Genomic DNA, 20209 nt, shown 5'->3' on the forward strand with positions numbered 1-20209 from the left:
AGGCACTGGCCTTTCCGTCCGCTATGGGTGGCTCCACATGAGATGGAAAGGGACGGACGAGGCGTGGCCTCGCCATGGGGTTGCCGATGACCAGGACTGTACGACCGCAGAAGGATGAGAAGCCCGCCGGCGAGGCCGGGCACACCAATGTCACCTTCATGCCCGGCGCCGTGCCGCCAGCCCGCCGCAAGCGCCGCTCGCGTGCCTGGATCTGGCTGCCGGTCATCGCCGTGCTTGCGGGTGCCGGCTATTATGGCTGGCACGCCTATGCGCCTGCCGAGACGACGACGGCCGTCATCACGCAGGCGGTGGTGCGCGGCGACATCGAAAACGCCGTGACGGCCGTCGGGACACTGGAGGCAGTGAAATCCGTCGATGCCGGCGCGCAGGTCTCCGGTCAGCTGAAGACGTTGCATGTGGCGATCGGCGATACCGTGAAGAAGGATCAGCTGCTCGCCGAGATGGATCAGGCAACGATTGAGAACCGTATCGAGATCAACCGCGCGGAACTGGCGAACCTCCAGGCGCAGCTCGAATCCAAGAAGGCGCAGCTCGCGCTGAAACAGGCCAATATCGCCCGCCAGCGCAATCTCGTCGCCGGAAATGCCGCCGCAAAACAGGCGCTCGACCAGGCCGTCGCCGACCTCGCTGCCGCCGAGGCCGACGTCAACGCCACCGATGCGCAGATCCGCAAGCAGCAGGCGACGCTGGCCGGCGACGAGGTGGATCTCGGCTATACCAAGATCTATGCGCCGATGGCGGGCACGGTCGTCTCCAACCCGGTCAAGGAAGGCCAGACGCTGAACGCCGTGCAGAGCGCGCCGACCATCGTCACCATCGCCGACCTCTCGACGATGACGGTGCGGGCGGAAGTCTCCGAGGCCGATGTCAGCCGGCTGAAGGTGGGCATGGAGGCCTATTTCACCCTACTCGGCCAGCCCGGCAAACGCTTCACCGGAAAACTTCGGCAGATCGAGCCGACGCCGACGGTCGAGAACAATGTGGTGCTCTACAACGCGCTGTTCGACGTGCCGAACCCGGATGGCGAGCTGATGATGTCGATGAGCGCACAGGTCTTCTTCGTACAGGCGGCGGCGCGCGATGTGCTGCTCGTGCCGGCAGGCGCCGTCAGTGCCACGAAGGACGGGGCTGAAGTTACGGTCGTTGCCGCTTCGGGCGCGAAAGAGGTGCGCAAGGTCGAGACCGGCATTCGCAACCGCGTCAGCATCGAGGTGAAAAGCGGGCTTGCCGAGGGTGACAAGGTGGTCGTCACCGCCGGTTCGACGGGCGATGCGGCAGGGCGCAATGCGCGACGCAACAACCGCATGCCGCCGATGTTCTGAGGCTGCCATGACCGCGCTCATCTCGCTCAAGGACGTCACCAAGACCTTTTTCAACGACGGTTTTGCCGTCGAGGTCCTTCATGGCGTGTCGCTGGACATCGAGGCAGGCGAGTTTGTCGCGATCATCGGCCAGTCCGGCTCCGGCAAGTCGACGCTGATGAACATCCTCGGCTGCCTCGACCAACCGACGTCGGGCGAATACCGCATCGATGGCGAGCCGGTCTCGGATTTCGAGACGGACGAGCTCGCGGCGCTGCGCCGCCGCACCTTTGGCTTTGTCTTTCAGAGCTACAACCTCATCCCGACGGCAAGCGCCCGCGAAAATGTCGAGGTGCCCGCGATCTATGCTGGCCTTCCCGCCCGCGAGCGACAGGAGCGTGCGGACATGCTGCTCTCTTCGCTGAAGCTCGGCGACAGGCTCGATCACCGCCCGAACCAGCTATCCGGCGGCCAGCAGCAGCGTGTTTCCATCGCCCGCGCCTTGATGAATGGCGGCCGCGTCATCCTTGCCGACGAGCCGACCGGCGCGCTCGACAGCCAGAGCGGCGAAGAGGTGATGGCGCTCTTGCGGCGGATGCATGAGGATGGCCACACGATCATTCTCATCACCCATTCGCGCGAGGTGGCGGAGGCCGCCGACCGTCTGATCGAGATCCGCGACGGCCGCATCATCTCCGACCGCGCCAAGAAGGCGCGAACCGCGTCCGAGGCTGCTGCCGGTTTGCAGAAGGCGGTGAAGGAGGGGTCGGCGGCCATCGCCGACGTCTCCGAGGCTGTGAAGATGGCGATCCGCGCGCTGCATGCCAATCTCTTCCGCACCGTGCTGACGCTTCTTGGCATCGTTATTGGCGTCGGTTCCGTGGTGGCGATGCTGGCGATCGGCACGGGGGCGCAGAATTCCGTGCTCGACCGTATTTCCGCCATGGGCTCGAACGTTCTGCTGGTTCGCCCGAGCATGGCGAATTTCCGCGGCGGGGGCAGTGCGCCGGTGACGCTCATTCCGTCCGATGCCGATGCGATCCTCGAATTGCCGAACGTCTCCTTCGCCGTGCCGGAAATGACCAGTTCCGTGACGCTGCGCTACGGCAATATCGACTATCAGACGACGGCGAACGGCACGGTGCCGGCCTTCACGCAGGCCAAGAACTGGAAAGTGGCAGCGGGCGAATTCCTCAATGCCGACGACATGAACACCTATGCGCCCGTCGCCGTGCTCGGCCAGACCGTGGCGAAAACGCTGTTTCCCGATGGCGCCAGCCCGCTCGGCCACTATGTGCTGGTCAACAAGATTCCCTTCCAGGTCATCGGCGTGATGGCAGAGATGGGTGCGAGCGCCGGCGGCAACGACCAGGACGACACGATCCTCGTGCCACTCTCGACCGGCAGCATGCGGCTCTTCGGCCAGCGCAACGTGCGCACGATCACCGTGCAGGTCGAGGATTCCGCGGCGATCGACCTGACGCAGGATGCCATCCAGACCTTGCTCGATACGCGTCACAAGGCCGAGGACACGCAGATCACCAACATGTCCTCGGTACGCGAGGCGTTCACCGAGACGTCGAACACGATGAAGCTGTTCCTTGGCTGCGTCGCGGCGATCTCGCTGCTGGTCGGCGGCATCGGGGTGATGAACATCATGCTGGTCTCCGTGCGCGAGCGGACGCGCGAGATCGGCGTGCGCATGGCGACGGGTGCGCGGCGGCGCGATATCCTGCTGCAATTCCTCATCGAGGCGCTGGTCGTCTCGGCGATCGGCGGGGCGATCGGCGTGGGGCTCGGCCTCTCCATCGGCGCGCTGGCCAAGGTCTTGGGCATGCCGGTCAGCTTCACCATCGGCCCGGTCGCGCTCGCCTTCGCCTGCTCGTTCCTGACCGGCCTCGTCTTCGGCTACCTGCCGGCCCGCAATGCCTCGCATCTCCAGCCGGCCGTGGCGCTCGGGGCGGATTGACGCCTGGTCAGCCGCTGCGTTGCCGTGTCATCAGCTTGGCCTGCAATACGACCACGACGAGCAGGAACGCGCCGCGGATGACGGATTGCCAATAGGCGGAGAGCGAGATCCAGCCGAGGCCGTTTTCGAAGTTCAGGATGTTGAAGACCATGGCGAGCAGCAGCGCGCCGGCAAGCGTCGCGCCGACGGAGCCCGAGCCGCCGGTCAAAAGCGTGCCGCCGACCACGACGGAGGCGATGGCGAACAGCTCCCAGCCTACACCTTCTGTCGGCTGGCCTGCGCCAAACTGCGAGGCGAGGATGACACCGGCGAGGCCGGCAAGCGTGCCGGAGGCGAGATAGACGGCGGCGAGCGTACGCTCGACCTTGAGGCCCATCAGGCCGGCCGTCGCCTCGCCGTCGCCGATTGCGAGAATATGGCGGCCGACCGGCAGCTTTTCCAGTACCAACCAACCGAGCAGATAGGCGACGAGGCCGATCCAGGCGGGGATGGGGAAGCCGAGGAAATCATCCTGGCCGATGACGGTGAAGCCGGTGTCGTAGGAGACGGAGACCGACTGGTTGTTTGCCAGCAGCAGCCCGGTGCCGTAGGCGGCCAGCATGGTCGCGAGGGTCGCGATGAAGGGCTGGATGCGCATTTTCGTGATGATGAAGCCGTTCAGCGCGCCGACGGCAAGGCCGGCCGCCATGCCGCCGAGAAGGCCGGCTGCCCAATGATAGGGTGACAGCAGGGCCGCCACCACGCTTGCCATCGCCGCCGTGCCGCCAACCGAGAGGTCGATGCCGCCGGTGATGATGACGAAGGCCATGCCGAGCGCGATCAGCGCGAACATCGAGTTGTAGCGCAGGAAACTCAGGATGTTGAAGGGCGACAGGAAATTGTCGTAACGCAGCGCCCCGAACAGGATGAGGCCGGCGAGTGCGAGAATGACGCCGATGCGGGCGAGATCGCCCGGCGACTTGATGGCGAAGGGGCGCAGGAGCGTCTGCATGGAAGGTCTCCTCAATGCCTGTCGGCGCGCTGCTGGATGAAGACGGCGAGCACGATCAATCCCGCCTTGACGATGAGGGCTGCGGCATCCGGCACGCCATTGGCGAGAAGCGTGTAACGCACGAGTTGGATGACGAAGGCGCCGAGCAGCGTGCCGACGATATTGGCCCGTCCGCCGGTCAGAAGCGTGCCGCCGACGGCGACGGCGGCGATGGCATCGAGCTCCATGCCGAGGCCGACGAGGTTGGCGTCGCTCGCCGAATTGCGCGCGACCACGACCAAACCGGCAAGACCGGCGAGCGCGCCGCTTATCATGTAGACGAGCAGCTTCACGCGCTTGACCGGAATACCCGTCAGCCTTGCCGCCTTCTCGTTGCCGCCGACCGCGATAATCTGGCGGCCGATGACGGTGTAGCGGATCATCGCTGAGGCCAGGATGACGATGACGACCATCAGCACGACCTGTGCCGGAATGCCGGCGATGCGGCCCATCGCGATGAACTGGAAGCCTTCGTTCTTGAAGACCTGCAGGTTGCCGTTGGTCATGACCTGCGCGATGCCGCGGCCGGCGATGAACAACACCAGCGTCGCGATGATCGGCTGGATGGAGAAGCGGGTGACGAGCAGCCCGTTGAACAGGCCGAACAGGCTGGCGACCGCGACGGGGATCAGGAAGGCAAGGGCCACGGCGAAAGCCATGTTTTCGACCTGCCAGAACTGCCCCATGAAGATCATCGGCGCGAGCGCCCCCGAGATCGCCATCAGCGAACCGACCGAAAGGTCGATGCCGCCGGTGGCGATGACGAGCGTCATGCCGGTCGCGACGATGACGATGGTGGCGACCTGCGTGAGGTTCACGTTCAGCGTCTGCCAGGACAGGAAATTCGGCGTCACCGCGATGTTGACGGCGATGAGCACCAGGAAGGCGACGAAGGTGCCGTAGCGGCTTGCCAGCGAAAACAGCCGGCTGCCGGAGGAGAGCGTGCCTGACGGCTGCGGGGCAGGGGTCTCTATCGTCGTCATCTCATTCCACCTGATGGGCCATGGCGGCAAGCAGCGCCGCCTCGCTCAATTCCCTGCGCGGCAAGGTCGCGACCGACGTGCCGTCGCTGAGCACGGTGACACGGTCGGCGGCGGCGAGAAGCTCTTCCAGTTCGGAAGAGATCATCAGCACGCTCAGCCCGTCGTCGGCGAGGCTGCGCAGAAGCTTGAGGATTTGGGATTTCGCGCCGATATCGATCCCACGGGTCGGCTCGTCAATGATGAGGACGCGCGGATCGGTGGCGAGCCAGCGGGCAAGCAGCACCTTCTGCTGGTTGCCGCCCGACAGTTCCTTGATCGGCTGGTCGGGCGAGGCGCATTTGACGCCGAGCGCGCGAATGTACTTCGTAACAATCTCGTCCTGCCTGGCGCGGTCGACGATGCCGGCCTTTTTCAGCTTCGGCAGCAGGGCAAGCGTCATGTTCTCGCGGATGCTCATGTCGGGCACGATGCCATCGATCTTGCGGTCCTCGGAAACGAGGCCGATGCCGTCGGCAATCGCATCCGCCGGCTCGCGATAGGCGCGCGCACGACCATCCATGGTTATGGTACCGCTCTGCATCCGGTCGGCGCCGAAGATCAGGCGGGCCGTTTCCGTGCGGCCGGAACCAAGCAGGCCGGCAAGGCCCGAAATCTCGCCTTCGCGCACATTCAGGCTGACATCGCGCACGCGCACACCCGCGCCGGCCTTGTCGACGGCAAGGCGGACAGGGCGCTCGGGCACATCCTGATCGGGCGCCATCGCCTGGAAGGCGGCGAGTTCCTTGCCAAGCATGTGGCGCACCAGCGCCATCTTGGGCATGTCGGCCATCGGGCTTTTCGCAACCGTCTGGCCATCCCGCATGATCGTGACGCGATCGCAGATCGCATAGAGTTCGTCGAGCCGGTGGCCGATGAAGATGACGGCGACACCGGAGCGTTTCAGCGTGCGGATCGTTTCGAAGAGAACGGCGACCTCGCGCTCATCGAGCGAGGACGTCGGCTCGTCCATGATGACGAGGCGGGCGTTCTGCGTGACGGCGCGGGCGATCGCCACCATCTGCCGTGTCGCGGCATCGAAATGCGCGACGGGACGGTCGGCGTCGATGGCAAGGTTGAAGGTCTGCAAAACGGCCGCCGCACCGCGCCGCATGGCGGCATGGTCGATCATGCCGAAGCGCTTCGGCTCACGCGAGAGGTAGATGTTCTCCGCCACCGAACGCTGCGGCGCGAGGTTGATTTCCTGGTAGATCGTCGCGATGCCGGCGCTTTGCGCTTCCGCCGGCATGGTGAAATCGACGGGCTTGCCATCAAAGGTGATGTCGCCCGCATCCCGGCGATAGACACCGGTCAGGATCTTGATGAGCGTCGATTTGCCGGCGCCATTCTGGCCGACAAGCGCCATGACTTCCGCAGGCTCGACCTCGAGCGAGGCGGATTTCAGCGCGGCGACGCCGGCAAATGCCTTGGAAATGCCCTGCATGGACAAGAGCATCGGTTTCCTCCTCTCCGCCCTTCGGGACGGCCTCTCAAGCCTACACCCGAACGAACCAAAGATCAGGCCCGTTCAAAAAACGGCCGAGACGGTTTTGCCGCCCCGGCCGCACAGTGCTTGGGAGATGCGATCAGTAGGCGTTCGCGAGTTCGGCCGCCGCGTTGGACGCGTCGTAGAACTTGTCTTCGTTGACGAGGTTCGGCTCGATGGCTTCGCCCTTGGCGTAGCGCTGCATCGTCTCGAAGGCCTTGGGCCCGAAGCGCGGGTTGCACTCGACGACCGCCGCGATCTTGCCGTCGACCACCAGCTGGACGGCTTCCTTGCCGCCATCGATGGAGAGCACGAGCACATCCTTGCCCGGTACCTTGCCGGCCGCTTCCAGCGCCGCGATGGCGCCGATCGCCATTTCGTCGTTGTGGGCGTAGATGATATCGGCATCCGGGTGCGCCTGAAGCAGCGCTTCGGCGACCTGGCGACCCTTGTCTCGGGCGAAGTCGCCGGTCTGCGAGGCGACGATCTCGAAGCCGCCGGCGGCCTGGATCGCTTCATCGAAGCCCTTTTTGCGGTCGTTGGCCGGCGACGAGCCGGTGGTGCCTTCGAGTTCGATGATCTTCGACTTGCCGTTGGCGTTCTTCGCCAGCCATTCGGCGACGCGCTTGCCTTCCTCGACGAAGTTCGAGCCGATGAAGGTCAGGTAGTCCTCGCCGGCCTTGGCGAGCGACGGATCGACCGAGCGGTCGAGCAGGATGACCGGGATGCCAGCTTTCTTGGCGGCCATGACGGCGGGGATCAGCGGCTTTTCTTCACGCGGTGCGAGGAAGATGACGTCGACGCCCTGGGCGATCATCGAGTTGACGTCGGCGACCTGCTTGGCAGCGGAGCCGGCGGCATCCGTATAGACCAGCTGGTAGCCAAGCTTTTCTGCCTCGGCCTTCATGCTGTTGGTCTGGGCGATACGCCAGGGGTTGTTGGATTCGGTCTGCGCGAAACCGACCTTGTAGGTGTCCTTCTGTGCCAGCTTCGGCACTTCGGCAATGGCGACGCCGGCGACGGCAAGCGCACCGATGGCCGTTGCCGCAAGCATGAGGGTGCGACGGGAAATTGTGGTCATGAGCGGGTTCTCCTCCCAGGTTCTAGCCGGTGCTCCTCTACCGGACGTGAGCAAATTCCTGCTTCACATGTGCAAATCTTGCGCTAATAATATGAGCAGTCAAGAGCCAAAATTATGAGCACTTGCAAAAAATCCGCGTGCAGTGCAAAGCACGTCGAGGGGTGAGGAACGACGCATGGCCAGGGGAAACGGGCGCAATACAGACAAAGAAGGCGGCGGACGCCCGACAATGACGGACATCGCACGCATTGCCGGTGTTTCCCAGTCCAGTGTGTCGCTCGTGCTCAATGAGATGTCCGGCTCGCGCATTTCACCGGAAACGCAGCAGAAGGTGCGCGAGGCTGCTCATAAAATAGGTTATAAATTACCTGCGACCCGCAGCCCGGTCGCCGCCGCCCCCACGGTCGAGAAGGATACAATCGCCTTCATCGTCGATGAAATCTCCACCAGCCCGCATCCGGTGGTGAGCCTCGATGGTATCCGTGACTATGCCTTCGAGCAGGGGCTTCTGGTCTCCGCCCATGCCACCCGCTCCAATCCGGACCTCGAAGAGGCCGTTCTGCGCTCCGTGCTGCGTGATCCCTCGATTGCCGGCGTCATCTATGCGACGATCTTCACGCGAAAAGTCTCCGTTCCCAAGGCATTGAAGTCCGTTCCGACGGTGCTGCTCAACTGCTACGGCGAGCCGCGCCAGCATGTGGCGATCGTGCCGGGCGAGGTGGCGGGTGGCTTTACCGCGACGGCGCATCTGACGGCGCTTGGCCACAAGCGCATCGGTTTCATCAATGGCGAGCCGTGGATGGATGCGGCGATGGATCGTCTGAAAGGCTACAAGCAGGCGCTTGCCACCGCCGACATCGCTTTCGACGAAAGCTTGGTGCGCGACGGAGACTGGCTGCCGCTGCGCGGCTATGAGGCGGGTCTCGACCTGCTCTCCATGGACAATCCACCCACCGCCATCTTCTGCGGCAACGACCTGATGGCGATCGGCGTGATGGAGGCGGCGCAGGAGAAGGGACTTCGCGTGCCGCAGGATGTCTCCGTCATGGGCTACGACGACCAGGAACTCGCCCGCTACACCCATCCGCCGCTCTCGACGCTGGTGCTGCCCAACTACGAGATGGGCCAGAAGGCTGCCGAAATTCTGATCGACATGGCGATCCACGGCAAGCAGACGCGCGCTATGACCATCAAGGTCGATGGCCCGCTGGTCGTACGCGACACGACAGCGGGGCTGCGCTCCGCGCGCGCCTGAGGCGGCCGAACCTGTCTTTTTGCAAGATTTCCCTTTGACATGCCGGCGCGGTTGCTTGATTTCAGCCGATATTGCCCGACATGGTGTGCGAGCCGATGCCGCGAGACAGGGACCGTTGAAAAGCACTAGGAAAGACAAGGCGCCGCGGCCGAATAAGCCGAAAACCCTGCTGCAACAGCTTGCCGCCAAGCCGGAAAAGCTGTTTTCCGGGGCGTTTCGTCAGCAATATGCCGCCTTGTGTTTTCGTTTCCTACCTGAGGCCGCCGGCATCGAAATCCTTGTCGTGACCTCGCGCGACAGCGGGCGCTGGATCATCCCCAAGGGCTGGCCGATGAAGGGCAGGAAACCCTACGAGGCCGCCGCGATCGAAGCCGTCCAGGAGGCCGGGGTTTCCGGAAAAGTCCGCAAGAAGCCGGTTGGCAGCTACACCTATCTGAAGCTCCTTGATGACGGCGACGTCGTGCCCTGCATCGTCGACGTCTTCCAGATTGAAGTCACCGAGACCGCTGGAAAATTCAAGGAGAAGGGCGAACGCATCCTTGCCTGGGTCAGCCCGGACGAGGCGGCGCGGCGCGTGCGCGAGATTGAACTGAAATCGCTGCTGGTGGAATTTGTGCCGCGGTGACTTTATTCGGGTGCTATGCGTGTCTGGCCGGGCCGAATATTTTGATGCTGTGGACCTGCATTGAGGATATCTGAAACGTCCTGATAGCGTGAGGCCGGGGCCTTGATCGAGTTGCGACCGGAGATGCGCGCCATTTTTTCCATCCGCATAGCAGGCACGGGGCACGCAGTGCCGACTAAGGTGGTTCTGTCCGAGGCGCTAGACCGACGGCTGGGATTTCCTGCCGGTCATCTGGAAAGGCTTTCGGGCGTGCGCAGCCGGCATGTCTGCGAGGCGGAAGACCAGATCGGCCTTGCCGTGGCCGCTGCCCGGCTCGCCATGGAAAGGGCCGCCGTTACTTCCGGGGATATCGACCTGGTGCTCGGCGCCTGCGGCATTCCCTACCAGACCCTGCCGTCAACGGCGCCGCTCGTGATGCGCGAGCTCAGCATTCCCGACGGTGCGGCTGCGGCTTTCGACGTCAATGCGACCTGTCTTAGCTTCCTGTCGGCCCTTGAACTGGCTGCCGGCCGTATCGCCGCCGGGCAGTCCCGCACCGCACTCGTCTTCTCCTCGGAAATCGCCTCGCGGGCGCTGCCCTGGAATGACCAGCCGGATGTCGCGGCCCTGTTCGGTGACGGCGCGGCCGCCGTCGTGCTGACGGCGGCGCCGGAAGGGGCGGGCGCTATCCGCGCGAGCCTCATGCGCACCTATCCTTCAGCCTATGGGGCCTGTGAGATCGGCGCCGGCGGCACGCGCTTCGATTTCGTGCGCGAAGCGGCGGAATTTGCCGCCCATTCCGTCTTCCGCATGGACGGCAAGGAGCTCTTCCGCGTCACGCACCGGCATTTCCCCCGCTTCGTCGATGATCTTCTGGCCGCCGCCGGATGGACGCCCGCCGATGTCGATCTCGTCGTGCCGCACCAGGCAAGTCCGCTGGCGCTGGAGCACATGATCGAGCAGACGGGCATGCCCGGCGCGCGCGTGGTCAATATCGCGGCGCGGTTCGGCAATCAGATTGCGGCGTCCATTCCGACCGCGCTCGACATCGCCTGGACTGAGGGTCGGATCACCAGGGGAACGCGGCTTCTGCTGCTCGGCACCTCGGCCGGCGTTTCCTTCGGCGGCATGGCCATCGAGGTCTGATCGCGATGCGTGTCCTGGTCACCGGAGCGACGGGGTTTCTGGGTGGGAGACTGATCCGGCATCTTGGCGCCCGCGGGCTCGATGCCATCGGCCTCGGACGCGATGAAGCCCGTTGCCGCGCGCTTCAGGATGCGGGTTTCACGATTGTCCGCGCCGACCTTTCCCGTTCCGTCCTGCATCTGGCCGGCGTTATCGGCCGGGTGGACGCCGTCGTCCATTGCGCCGCGCTCTCGGCCCCCTGGGGTCGGCTTGCCGCCTTCCGCGCCGCCAATGTGGAGGGCACGCGACATGCGCTCGATCTGGCCGAAGCGCTCGGCGCCCGCCGGTTCGTCAATATCTCCTCGCCGACGGTCTATTTCGAGATGAAGGACAAGATCGCCGTCGCCGAGACCGCATCCCTGCCGCGCCCGATCAATGCCTATGCCCGGACCAAGGCGGAGGCCGAGCAGCTGGTTCTGGCGCGGGCAAAACTCGGCCCGGTCAACCTGCGGCCCCGAGGGATTTATGGCGCGGGAGAGGAAACGCTGCTGCCACGCCTCATCGCCGCCGCCCGCCGCGGGCCTCTACCGCTGCTGCGCTCCAGCGCCGCGGCCATCGATCTCACCCATGTCGATGACGTGGTAACAGCGATCGAGGCGGCGCTGAGCGCCGATCCTGCGGTTGAAGGCGAGACGTTCAACATTTCGGGCGGCGAAATGGTGCCTATATGCGATCTCGTCGAGCGCGTTTGCTCGGCGCTTTCCGTGCCGCTGCGCTGGAAGCCAGTGCCGTTCTATCCGGCGCTCCTGCTGGCGCGTTTTGCGGAAATGGCGAGCCTTGCCCGCCCTGTTCCGAAAGAGCCTCTGGTTACGCCCTATACGCTCGGCCTCTTCGCGTTTCGGCAAAGTCTCGATATCTCCAAGGCGCAGCGGAGGCTTGGCTGGCAACCCCGGATTTCGCTTGAGCACGGTCTGGCCATGACGCTGGACAGAAGGCGCGCGCCATGAAGCCGATTTTTGCCAACAGCGCTTTCGTCTTGGCGCCGGAACGGCTGTTCCTGCGCGGTGGAGCCTGGCGGCGTGTGCCGTTGAAGGTGCGCTACGGCTTCTTCCGGCACCCGACGGCCGGCGCCGTGCTGATCGACACGGGCTATGGTCCGAGCGTAACGCAGGGGCCGCGCAGTCTGACGCTGCGTCTCTACAACAGGGTCCTCGGCCCCAGTCTGGTGGCCGACGGCCAACCCGAACCCGTTCTGCGGCGGCTCGGCCTGAAGGTCGAGGATGTCGGCACCATCATCGTCACGCATTTCCACGCCGATCACGTTGCGGGTCTCAATCTCTTCCCGAAAGCGCGGATCGTCGCGAAGGCTGAGGTGCTCCGGACAATCCTGAAGCAGTCCGCGTACAAGAACCTGCGCCATGGTGTTTTCTCCGAGCTTCTGCCGGCCGATCTCGCTTCGCGGGTGGAGGATGTCGATGGCGTTGCTGTACGCGAGGCTCCGCTTGGGCTCGGAAGAGGCCGCGATCTCTTCGGCGATGGCAGCGTGCTCGCCATGAATCTACCCGGCCATGCCGAAGGCCATTTCGGTCTCTGCTTCGCCAACCTGCCCGTGCCGCTTCTCTATGCAGTGGACGCGCAATGGTGCGCCGAAGCGCTGGAGGAGGGCCGCCGCCCCGGCTTCCCGGCGAGTCTGATCGCCCACGATCCTAATGCGCTTGCCGAGAGCGCCCGCCGTGTCCTGGCATTCCGTCAGGCGGGTGGTGCGGTGCTGCTGTGCCATGATCCGGCCGAGAGCCGCTACGATCTTGCCGCGGAGGTGCCATGACCGGCCGGCTCCGCATCGCCTCGGCCTTCGCGCAAACGCGGTGGACCTGCCGTGCCGGCCATTCGCGCGCTGCATTCGAACGGGGACAGGCCGCAGCCCTTCGCCGCTGGCTGGAACAGGACCTGTCCGGCGTTGATTTCTATCGCAACGCGCCGCCTCGGCTGGAGGCGCTGCCGATCATCGACAAGGCCGTCGTCATGGCGGATTTCGCGGCCTTCAACCGGGGACGGATTACGGCGGAAGCGGGCTGGCGGGCGTTCGAAACGACCGGCAGATGGGGTGACATCAGCATCGGCGCCAGCACGGGCACCAGCGGCAACCGCGCGCTGTATGCCATTACATCAGCGGAACAAGACCGCTGGCTCGGCACGATCCTCGCCAAGGCGGTGCCGCGGTTTCTCGTCGAGCCCGAGCGCGTTGCCGTCATCCTGCCCCAGAATTCCGCACTCTACGATGGCGCCCGCCAGTCGCGCCTGCTGCGGCTGGAGTTCTTCGACCTGCGGCAGGGCCTCGAAAGCTGGATGCCCGCGCTGGAGACCTTCGCGCCGACCACCATCGTCGCGCCACCCCGGGTCCTGCGCCATCTGGCGGAAAATTCCGAAAGGCTGAAGCCGCGACGGCTTTTCGCCGGCGCCGAGACGTTGGACCCGGTGGACCGCACCGTCATCGAAGCGCGTTTCGGCAAAAAGCTCGGGCAGATCTATATGGCGACGGAGGGGCTTTTCGCGGTTTCCTGCGCCAAGGGCAGGCTTCATCTGGCGGAGGATGCCAATGTTTTCGAGTTTGAGCCTGTCGCGGATGGATTGGTCGCCCCGCTGGTGACGGGTTTCCGCCGCCGCTTCCAGATCATGGCGCGCTACCGCATGAACGATCTCCTGCGCCTGTCGGATTGCTCCTGCGCCTGCGGTTCTCCTCTGCGGGTGGTTGACGAGATCGTCGGACGGCTGGACGACGTCTTTGTCTTTGAACGCGGCGATGGCGCGCGGCTTCTGGTGACGCCCGACGTGATGCGCAATGCCGTGCTCGACGCCGCCCGCGCGATCACCGATTTCCGTATCATCCGGGAAGCGCATGGCGGTATAATCCTCGTGCTGGAGCCGGGCCTTCCAGACGAGAGTGCCATGGCGGCGCGGGATGCGCTCGGCAGGGCGTTTTCGCAGCGCGGGCTCGGCCCGGAGATTGTCGTGCGGCGCGAGGCAATGGCCTTCGAGGTGCGTCGCAAGCTGCGGCGGGTGGAAAACCGCTATCGGCCGGAGGGCGGGGCATGATCGTGCTGCCCCAGCAGGACGAGCGGGTGGGCAATGCGCCGGAAGCGGTTCGCCGCTTCGTCGCGCTTTTCAACGCCCATCCCGTGGCCGACCTCATCGGCAATCTGGTGACAGTGGTCGAATCCGTCGAGGTTGAAGGGCGGCATTTCCCGATCACGCTCAACGACCGGCGGGATGCGCCGACCTGCTATATCTGCTGCCCGAGCAGTGCCTATGTCGACTATGCCATCGATGAGACCCGCAATTTTGCTGCCGCCCCCATGGTGCGCGGCGCGGCGCGCGCCCTCATCCGCGCCTGCCGTCCGTTGGTGGCGGCAAGCGGGCTCGACCAGCAGGTGCAGGTCAACAACTGGCTGCTGTCCACCAATCCGGTGCCGCTGATTTCGCCCTCGGCGGCGGCCCTGCTGATGGCGCAGCTGCGCGAAAAATATCCCGACAGGGCGATTGTCATCCGCTCGCTCAACGAGACGGCGGACGGCCCTTCCATGGCCAGTCTCAAGGCGGCGGGGTTTCGCTTTCTTGCCGCGCGGCGCGTCTATCTGTTCTCTGGCGAGGGCGCGCGGAAAACGCAGAACCAGTCATATGACCGCACGCTTCTCTCGCGCACGCCCTATCGCTTCGCATGCGGTGAGAGCTTTACGGAGGCGGACTACGTCCGCGCCGCCGAACTCTACAAGCTGCTCTATCTCGACAAATACACGCCGCTGAACCCGCACTACTCCGCCCTCTATATCCGCGAAATGCATCGGCACGGCCTGTTCGACCTGATCGGCTTCCGGGATGGCAACGGGCGGCTCGCCGCAGTTTCAGGCTTCTTCGCCAATGGCCGCACGCTGACGCAGCCGATCGTCGGTTATGACACGAGCCTTCCGCTGAAGGACGGGCTCTACCGGCTGGTGATGGCGACGGGGCAGAGTATTGCGGCCGAACGCGGTCTGTTCTTCAACATGAGCGCCGGCGCCGGCCGATTTAAAAGCCTGCGCGGCGCAGAACCCGTTATCGAGTACAACGCCGTCTATGTCGCCCATCTTCCGCTGAAACAGCGCCTCGCGGTGCGGCTCATGGAGGGGCTGTTGCGGCGCATCGGCATTCCGCTTCTGGAGGCATTCGATCTATGAACTCTTCTCCCGACGAATGGCAGGCGGTGGCAATTGCGGCAACGATCGGCAAGGCGCCGCGGCGCATCCTGCTGTCCGGCCTGCCGGTCGTGTTGTTTCGCAGCGGCGCGGAGATCGCCGCGTTGCACGACCGCTGCCCGCACCGGCATGTGGAACTGTCGAAGGGCAAGGTCGAAAACGGCGAGATCGAATGTCCCTATCACGGCTGGCGCTTCAACGCGGCCGGTGCCTGCACGGCCATTCCAGGACTGACGGGCGCGGTGCCCGGCTATCGGGTGCCTAGGCTCAGGACGGTAGTGAAGGATGGCGTCGTCTTCGTCGCGCGCGGCGAGCCGGAGGGCGAGCCTTATCTGCATTGCGCGGAGGGGCAGAAGATCATCATGAAGCTTGTGGAGAGCAGCACGCGCTCGACGCTGGTCGATACGGCCGAAAACATTCTCGACGCCACGCACACGCATTTCACTCACAAGGGGCTTCTGCGCGGCCTAAGCAGCGAGCGCCAGCGCGTTCGGGTCGACGTGTCGGGCGGTCCGGGCTGGATCGAAGCGTGTTACACCGGCGAAGAGCGTCAGCATGGCCTGATCAGCCGGCTGCTGGAGGGCGACCGGGTCAAGACGATCGGGCGTTTTCGCGCGCCCGGCATTGCGGAACTGGAATATTGGGGGGCGAAAGGGCTGGTGCTGGCCACGACCTTCCATCTTCGGCAGGCCGCGGAAAACCAGGTGGACGGCATCGGCTGCCTGATCGGCCCGCGCGGCGGCTTGCTTGACCACCTCAAATCCTATGCTTTCCGGCCGATGTTCCGCATCGCGCTGGAGCAGGACCGCCGGGTGCTGACCTCTGCGAGCCTTAACGCCGCCCATTGGCCGGAGGCCGCGCCAATCGTCGGCCCGCTGGATTTCCTGCGCCGCAGCATCGAGGCCATCATGGCCGGCACGCTGCCGCCTGTCGCAGAAAAGCCGGAGACCTTTTACATCGAACTTTGATCCGGCCCGTCCCATTCGATATCGCGGGTCGAGGCGCGTTGCAGCGAAATCCGGTGACGCAGCGCCAGCGCGGCGATCTCACTGAGCGCCCGCCACTGCGCCCGTTTCGGAGCCGGATCATCCGGCCAGTCGAGAAGCTCGTCGGCGCCCCTCAAGTTGCGTAGAAAACTGCCGATCGCACCCGAGCGCAACGCGGCCGGCAGTCCGTAGAGCCAGAGTGCGAGGCGGACTGTCTGCGGGCGAACGACATCGGGTCCGACGGCTCCTTCGCCGGCGGCGATCGCTGCCGTGAAGGCCTGCGGGTTCCGGAAGAAATGCAGGCCGCTCGTGGCGCGTGGATTGCACTCGAGCGGCAGCACGGTGCCGTCAGGCCGGCGGATCAGGTCGAAGGACAACTGGCCGGTCCAGCAGGTGCCCGCGGCGAAGCGGCTGACAAAAGCCTTAGCGGCGCCATTCTCGACCGGCACGAAGTAGATGCCGGCCCCTTTGCCGGCGCGATAGACCGAACGGTAGAGCGAAAAAGCTTGCAGGCGGCCTTCATTGGCGATGGCGTAGGCGCTGAGCTCCTCGCCTTCGAGGAACTCCTGGGCGACCCAGGGCGCCTGCGGCGTCGGGGCGAACGCATCGAGGTCTTCCGGCCGGGGACGAAGCAGGACGCGGCTTGCGAAACGCGACCAGGCCGGCTTGAAGACTAGCTTTGATGCTGACCCGCTGATAGCGGCGAGGTCGGCCCGATCCCTGATGAGCGTCGTTTGCGGTGCAGCGAGGCCGAGGTCTTTGCACAGTTCGATGAAATCGAACTTGTTGTGCGCGCGGGCAAGCAGATCGCTATCCGGGGCGAAAAGCCTTGCCGCCGGATGCCGCTCGCGCCAGACGGCGGCGAGGTAAAACACCTCCTCGCAGGTCGGCAGGACCAGCGAGATGCCTTCCCGTTTCACCAGAGCCGCGACGGCATCGCCATAGGCTTGCGGCTCGAAGCGCGGCGGCGGCAGGCGGACATAACGGGTGCAGGCGCTGCTGGCGGCGGAGAGGGGAAAGGCCGGCGTATCGGCCAGCACGACGCGCCAGCCCGCGCCGTGGAACAGCCGCGCCAGATGCAGCGCGACGGGTGCGCGTGCGCCGGTAATCAGGACGGATTGGGACGGGGTGGAGGCTGGCATCGGGTCCGGTTTTCTAAGGGTTCTGTTCTATAGACGATTCTGAAGTACCGGATCACTCCACCGCCGCGCGCAAGGCCCGCGTGATCTCGTCGGCGAACATGGAGGCGGCGAGCGCCCGGCCGCGCTTTTCGCGCTGGACGAGGGAGAGCACATTCTTGCCGAAGGTGCGGTCGCGGATCTGCACATAGGTGAGCAGCCCGTTGCGCTGCTCCTCGGCGATGTCGAACTTGCTCAAGAAGGCGATGCTGTCGCCGCTGGCGGCGAGGCATTTCATGGCCTCGATCGAATTGGTCAGGAAGGCCGGCTCCACGGCAAGCCCGGCCTCCGAAAAGGCATCGGCGACGATGCCGTGGATCAGCATCGACTTGTCGGCGAAGATCAGCGGATAGGGTTCGCAGAAGGAGAGCGGCAGGGTCTCCATGCCGGCGAGCGGATGTTCCGGCGAGACGACGGCGCCGAGCCGCGTGTCCATCTTCCACAGCGTTTCGAGCTGCGGCAGGACGGGGAGGTTGAAGGCGAGGCCGAGATCCGCCTCGCCGTCGATAACGGCCTGCACGATATCGCGGACGAACATCACGCGGATGGAGATTTTCAGCCGCGGATGGCGGGCGCAGAAGCTGGCCGCCGCCTTCGGCACGATGCCGCCGGCCAGGCCGTTCATGGTGGCGATGATCACCTCGCCGCTCTGCAAAGTCTTGATGTCGCGGATTTCCGCCTCGACCTGGCTGTATTCCTTGATCGTGCGGCGCACATGGGCGAGCAGAATTTCGCCTGCCGGCGTGAGCCGCAGGCCGCGCGGCAGGCGCTCGAACAGCGGCTCGCCGATCGCCTCCTCCAATTGCAGCACATGCTTGTTGATAGCCGACGGCGCCACGTTCAGCCGCTCGCCGGCTGCGCGGATCGAACCCAGCCGCGCCACCTCGTCGATATAGCGCAGCACGCGGGAGTGCAGCATGTTCGCCTCCTTCAAGTGTTCTCGAAAAGCGTACGCTTTGCGCGTAAAATACTGCTTTTCGGAAACGGTTCAATGGCGTCTTATGGTTTCGAAAGGCGCGGAGGCAGGAGCTGCGCTTGCGGGGGAAGCCCCGAACGATTGCCGGCCCGGCGACGGGCCGAAGAGACCGGAGGACCATCATGAACCAACATGTCACCATCGCGGAGGCCGCGCACTACGACAAGGTGCGGGCGATCTTCGCCGTCCTGAACGGCGAGCGGGAGGCGGACCTGCTCCTGAAGAACCTGAACATCCTCGATGTCCACGGCGAGACCGTCTATCACGGCTCGATCCTTGTCTATGACAAGCGCATCATCGCGCTCAACCCGGACGAGAGCATCCTGAAGGTGAAGGAAGTCTTCGACGGCGAAGGGCTCTATGCCATTCCCGGCCTGATCGACGCCCATATCCATTTCGAATCCCAGCTCGCCCATCCGACGGCGCTGGCCGAGGCCATGGTGCCCTGCGGCACGACGACGATCTATTCCGAATGCCTCGATCTCCTGAGTGCGGCCGGCGAAGAGGGCGTCGAGGCGGCGCAGAAACTGTTCAAGGACTACGACAAGCTGCCCTATCGCCTCTATGCCTTCGCGCCGGGTAAGAAGACGGCGGCTAATGTCACCGAGGCGGTACTGAAGATGGAGCCGGTGATCGGGCTCGGCGAGTTCGAGCACTTCACCTATTCCTCGGGCAATGACGACGATTTCCGCAAGGCCGCCTGGGTTCGCGCGCAGGGCGGCTTCATGAACGGTCACTGGGGCGTCACCGCGCTCTCCGACATGATCCTCAACTACCTGCCGGCCATCGGCTGCTCGAACAACCATGACGTCTGGAACGAGAAGGACCTTGAAAAGAGCGTCCGCTACGGCTTCCCGACGCATATCAAGTTCGGCGTGGGCAGCGCCGAGGTGATCAAGGTGCTGCTGCGCGCCATCGTCGACCGCAAATGGCCGACGGACAATTTCATGCTCTGCACGGACAATATCTCCATCGAGCGCCTGCTGACCATGGGCCATATGGACTGGATCATCTCGCTCTGCGCCGAGATGGGCATCAATCCGATCCACGCGATCAAGATGGCGACGCTCAACACGGCGCGCTCCTTCCACATGGAAGACAAGCTCGGCTCGCTGACGCCCGGCCGCTTCGCCGACATCGTGCTGACGGACAGCCTGTCGAAGATCAATCCGCGTTATGTCTTCAAGGACGGCGAACTGGTCGCCAAGGACCGCAAGCTTTTGACGAATGCCGAGATCGACTATTCCGGCATGTGCAAGAAGGGCGTTCCCGGCCTCGCCGATCTGACGGCCGACCAGCTCAATATCGTGCCGCTCGAAATCTCCGAGGACGGCAGCAAGGCGAAGGTCTATCTGTTCGACGTCTATGGCCGCGGCCATGCGAAGTTCTACCAGGAGGTCTGGGTGCCGCTGCGCGACGGCAAGGTGGTGCCGGAGGTCGACGGCGTCAAATATTCGCGCCTCTCGGTCATCCAGCGTTACGCCGATGGCAAGCGCCATATCGTCAACGGCCTGTTCAAGGGCGTGTCGATCGATCGCGGCGCTGTCGCGACCTTCTGGCCGGCGCCGAAACCCTACTTCGTCGTGGTGGGCGAGGAGAGCGCGGAAATGTGCCACTGCGTCAAGCAGGTCGACACCTATGCCGGCGCGTGCATCGTCACCGAAAACAAGGTGGAGAAGGCGGTGATGCCGCTCGATATCTACGGCGTCATGGCGAACATGACCGTTTCCGAGTTGACGGCGGCGGCCGGGTCGATCGATGCGGCGCTCGCCGCGATGGGCAACCGCAACGAGGGTGAGCCCGTGGTCAACAAGCTGCTCAGCCTGTTCATCTCGCTGCACCGCTTCCGGTTAATGCACTGACGGAAAGAACCGTACCGGCAGGCGCAGGAGGCGCCTGCCGGTACCCAAAAGTTACGGATTGACCGGGAGAAGGAGTTCCGGGACATC

The 20209-nt window shown here is 64.6% G+C and carries 17 protein-coding genes; 11 read left to right on the top strand and 6 right to left on the bottom strand.

The annotated features are described in order from the left end of the window. Window positions 1-86 precede the first annotated feature (86 nt). Both D0Y60_RS15720 and D0Y60_RS15725 read left to right on the top strand, forming a co-directional pair. Window positions 87-1343, top strand: coding sequence for an efflux RND transporter periplasmic adaptor subunit (locus D0Y60_RS15720; RefSeq protein ID WP_117370984.1), 1257 nt, complete (start codon window positions 87-89; stop codon window positions 1341-1343). Between the two features lie 7 nt (window positions 1344-1350). Further along, the gene (locus D0Y60_RS15725; RefSeq protein ID WP_117370907.1) at window positions 1351-3291 is read left to right on the top strand and encodes a MacB family efflux pump subunit; all 1941 of its coding nucleotides are present in this window, start codon (window positions 1351-1353) and stop codon (window positions 3289-3291) included. 7 nt (window positions 3292-3298) lie between these two features. Here D0Y60_RS15725 and D0Y60_RS15730 read toward each other — a convergent pair whose 3' ends face one another. From D0Y60_RS15730 to D0Y60_RS15745, 4 genes are all read right to left on the bottom strand, one after another. Beyond that, window positions 3299-4282, bottom strand: coding sequence for an ABC transporter permease (locus tag D0Y60_RS15730; RefSeq protein WP_117370908.1), 984 nt, complete (start codon window positions 4280-4282; stop codon window positions 3299-3301). 11 nt (window positions 4283-4293) lie between these two features. Next, the gene (locus tag D0Y60_RS15735) at window positions 4294-5304 is read right to left on the bottom strand and encodes an ABC transporter permease (RefSeq protein ID WP_117370909.1); all 1011 of its coding nucleotides are present in this window, start codon (window positions 5302-5304) and stop codon (window positions 4294-4296) included. A gap of 1 nt (window position 5305) precedes the next feature. Then, complete coding sequence (locus D0Y60_RS15740; protein ID WP_117370910.1) at window positions 5306-6796, bottom strand: sugar ABC transporter ATP-binding protein; 1491 nt, start codon at window positions 6794-6796, stop codon at window positions 5306-5308. Window positions 6797-6926: 130 nt separating this feature from the next. Continuing rightward, window positions 6927-7907 (bottom strand): ABC transporter substrate-binding protein, encoded by a 981-nt coding sequence (locus D0Y60_RS15745; RefSeq protein ID WP_117370911.1) that lies wholly within the window; start codon window positions 7905-7907, stop codon window positions 6927-6929. Window positions 7908-8082: 175 nt separating this feature from the next. Between D0Y60_RS15745 and D0Y60_RS15750 the strand changes: the two genes are divergently transcribed. The 8 genes from D0Y60_RS15750 to D0Y60_RS15785 all read left to right on the top strand — a co-directional run bounded on the left by D0Y60_RS15750 (window position 8083) and on the right by D0Y60_RS15785 (window position 16088). Next, the gene (locus D0Y60_RS15750) at window positions 8083-9162 is read left to right on the top strand and encodes a LacI family DNA-binding transcriptional regulator (protein WP_199564206.1); all 1080 of its coding nucleotides are present in this window, start codon (window positions 8083-8085) and stop codon (window positions 9160-9162) included. A gap of 115 nt (window positions 9163-9277) precedes the next feature. After that, window positions 9278-9787 (top strand): NUDIX hydrolase, encoded by a 510-nt coding sequence (locus tag D0Y60_RS15755; RefSeq protein WP_117370913.1) that lies wholly within the window; start codon window positions 9278-9280, stop codon window positions 9785-9787. A 168-nt stretch (window positions 9788-9955) separates the two neighbouring features. Continuing rightward, a complete protein-coding gene (locus D0Y60_RS15760) occupies window positions 9956-10912 on the top strand; it encodes a 3-oxoacyl-[acyl-carrier-protein] synthase III C-terminal domain-containing protein (protein WP_245409198.1) in 957 nt (318 codons plus the stop codon). Between the two features lie 5 nt (window positions 10913-10917). Next, window positions 10918-11898 (top strand): NAD(P)-dependent oxidoreductase, encoded by a 981-nt coding sequence (locus tag D0Y60_RS15765; RefSeq protein ID WP_117370915.1) that lies wholly within the window; start codon window positions 10918-10920, stop codon window positions 11896-11898. Then, a complete protein-coding gene (locus D0Y60_RS15770; protein WP_117370916.1) occupies window positions 11895-12716 on the top strand; it encodes an MBL fold metallo-hydrolase in 822 nt (273 codons plus the stop codon). The genes D0Y60_RS15765 and D0Y60_RS15770 overlap by 4 nt, the downstream gene beginning before the upstream one ends. Then, window positions 12713-13984: a CoF synthetase gene (locus D0Y60_RS15775; RefSeq protein ID WP_117370917.1), complete on the top strand. Its 1272-nt coding sequence runs from the start codon at window positions 12713-12715 to the stop codon at window positions 13982-13984. The genes D0Y60_RS15770 and D0Y60_RS15775 overlap by 4 nt, the downstream gene beginning before the upstream one ends. Beyond that, entirely contained in the window at window positions 13981-15102 is a 1122-nt protein-coding gene (locus tag D0Y60_RS15780; RefSeq protein WP_117370918.1) for a GNAT family N-acetyltransferase, read from the top strand. The genes D0Y60_RS15775 and D0Y60_RS15780 overlap by 4 nt, the downstream gene beginning before the upstream one ends. Beyond that, the gene (locus D0Y60_RS15785) at window positions 15099-16088 is read left to right on the top strand and encodes a Rieske (2Fe-2S) protein (RefSeq protein ID WP_117370919.1); all 990 of its coding nucleotides are present in this window, start codon (window positions 15099-15101) and stop codon (window positions 16086-16088) included. The genes D0Y60_RS15780 and D0Y60_RS15785 overlap by 4 nt, the downstream gene beginning before the upstream one ends. Here the strand turns inward: D0Y60_RS15785 and D0Y60_RS15790 are convergent. Both D0Y60_RS15790 and D0Y60_RS15795 read right to left on the bottom strand, forming a co-directional pair. Further along, entirely contained in the window at window positions 16073-17248 is a 1176-nt protein-coding gene (locus D0Y60_RS15790; protein ID WP_117370920.1) for an ATP-grasp domain-containing protein, read from the bottom strand. The two genes, D0Y60_RS15785 and D0Y60_RS15790, sit on opposite strands and share 16 nt — an antisense overlap. Window positions 17249-17300: 52 nt before the next feature. Further along, entirely contained in the window at window positions 17301-18203 is a 903-nt protein-coding gene (locus tag D0Y60_RS15795; protein WP_117370985.1) for a LysR family transcriptional regulator, read from the bottom strand. Window positions 18204-18382: 179 nt separating this feature from the next. On the opposite strand from D0Y60_RS15795, the gene D0Y60_RS15800 reads away from it, so the two are divergent. Beyond that, window positions 18383-20122 (top strand): amidohydrolase family protein, encoded by a 1740-nt coding sequence (locus D0Y60_RS15800; protein ID WP_117370921.1) that lies wholly within the window; start codon window positions 18383-18385, stop codon window positions 20120-20122. The last annotated feature ends 87 nt before the right edge of the window (window positions 20123-20209 follow it).

Source organism: Shinella sp. WSJ-2 (genome assembly GCF_003432075.1).
Taxonomy (GTDB): domain Bacteria; phylum Pseudomonadota; class Alphaproteobacteria; order Rhizobiales; family Rhizobiaceae; genus Shinella.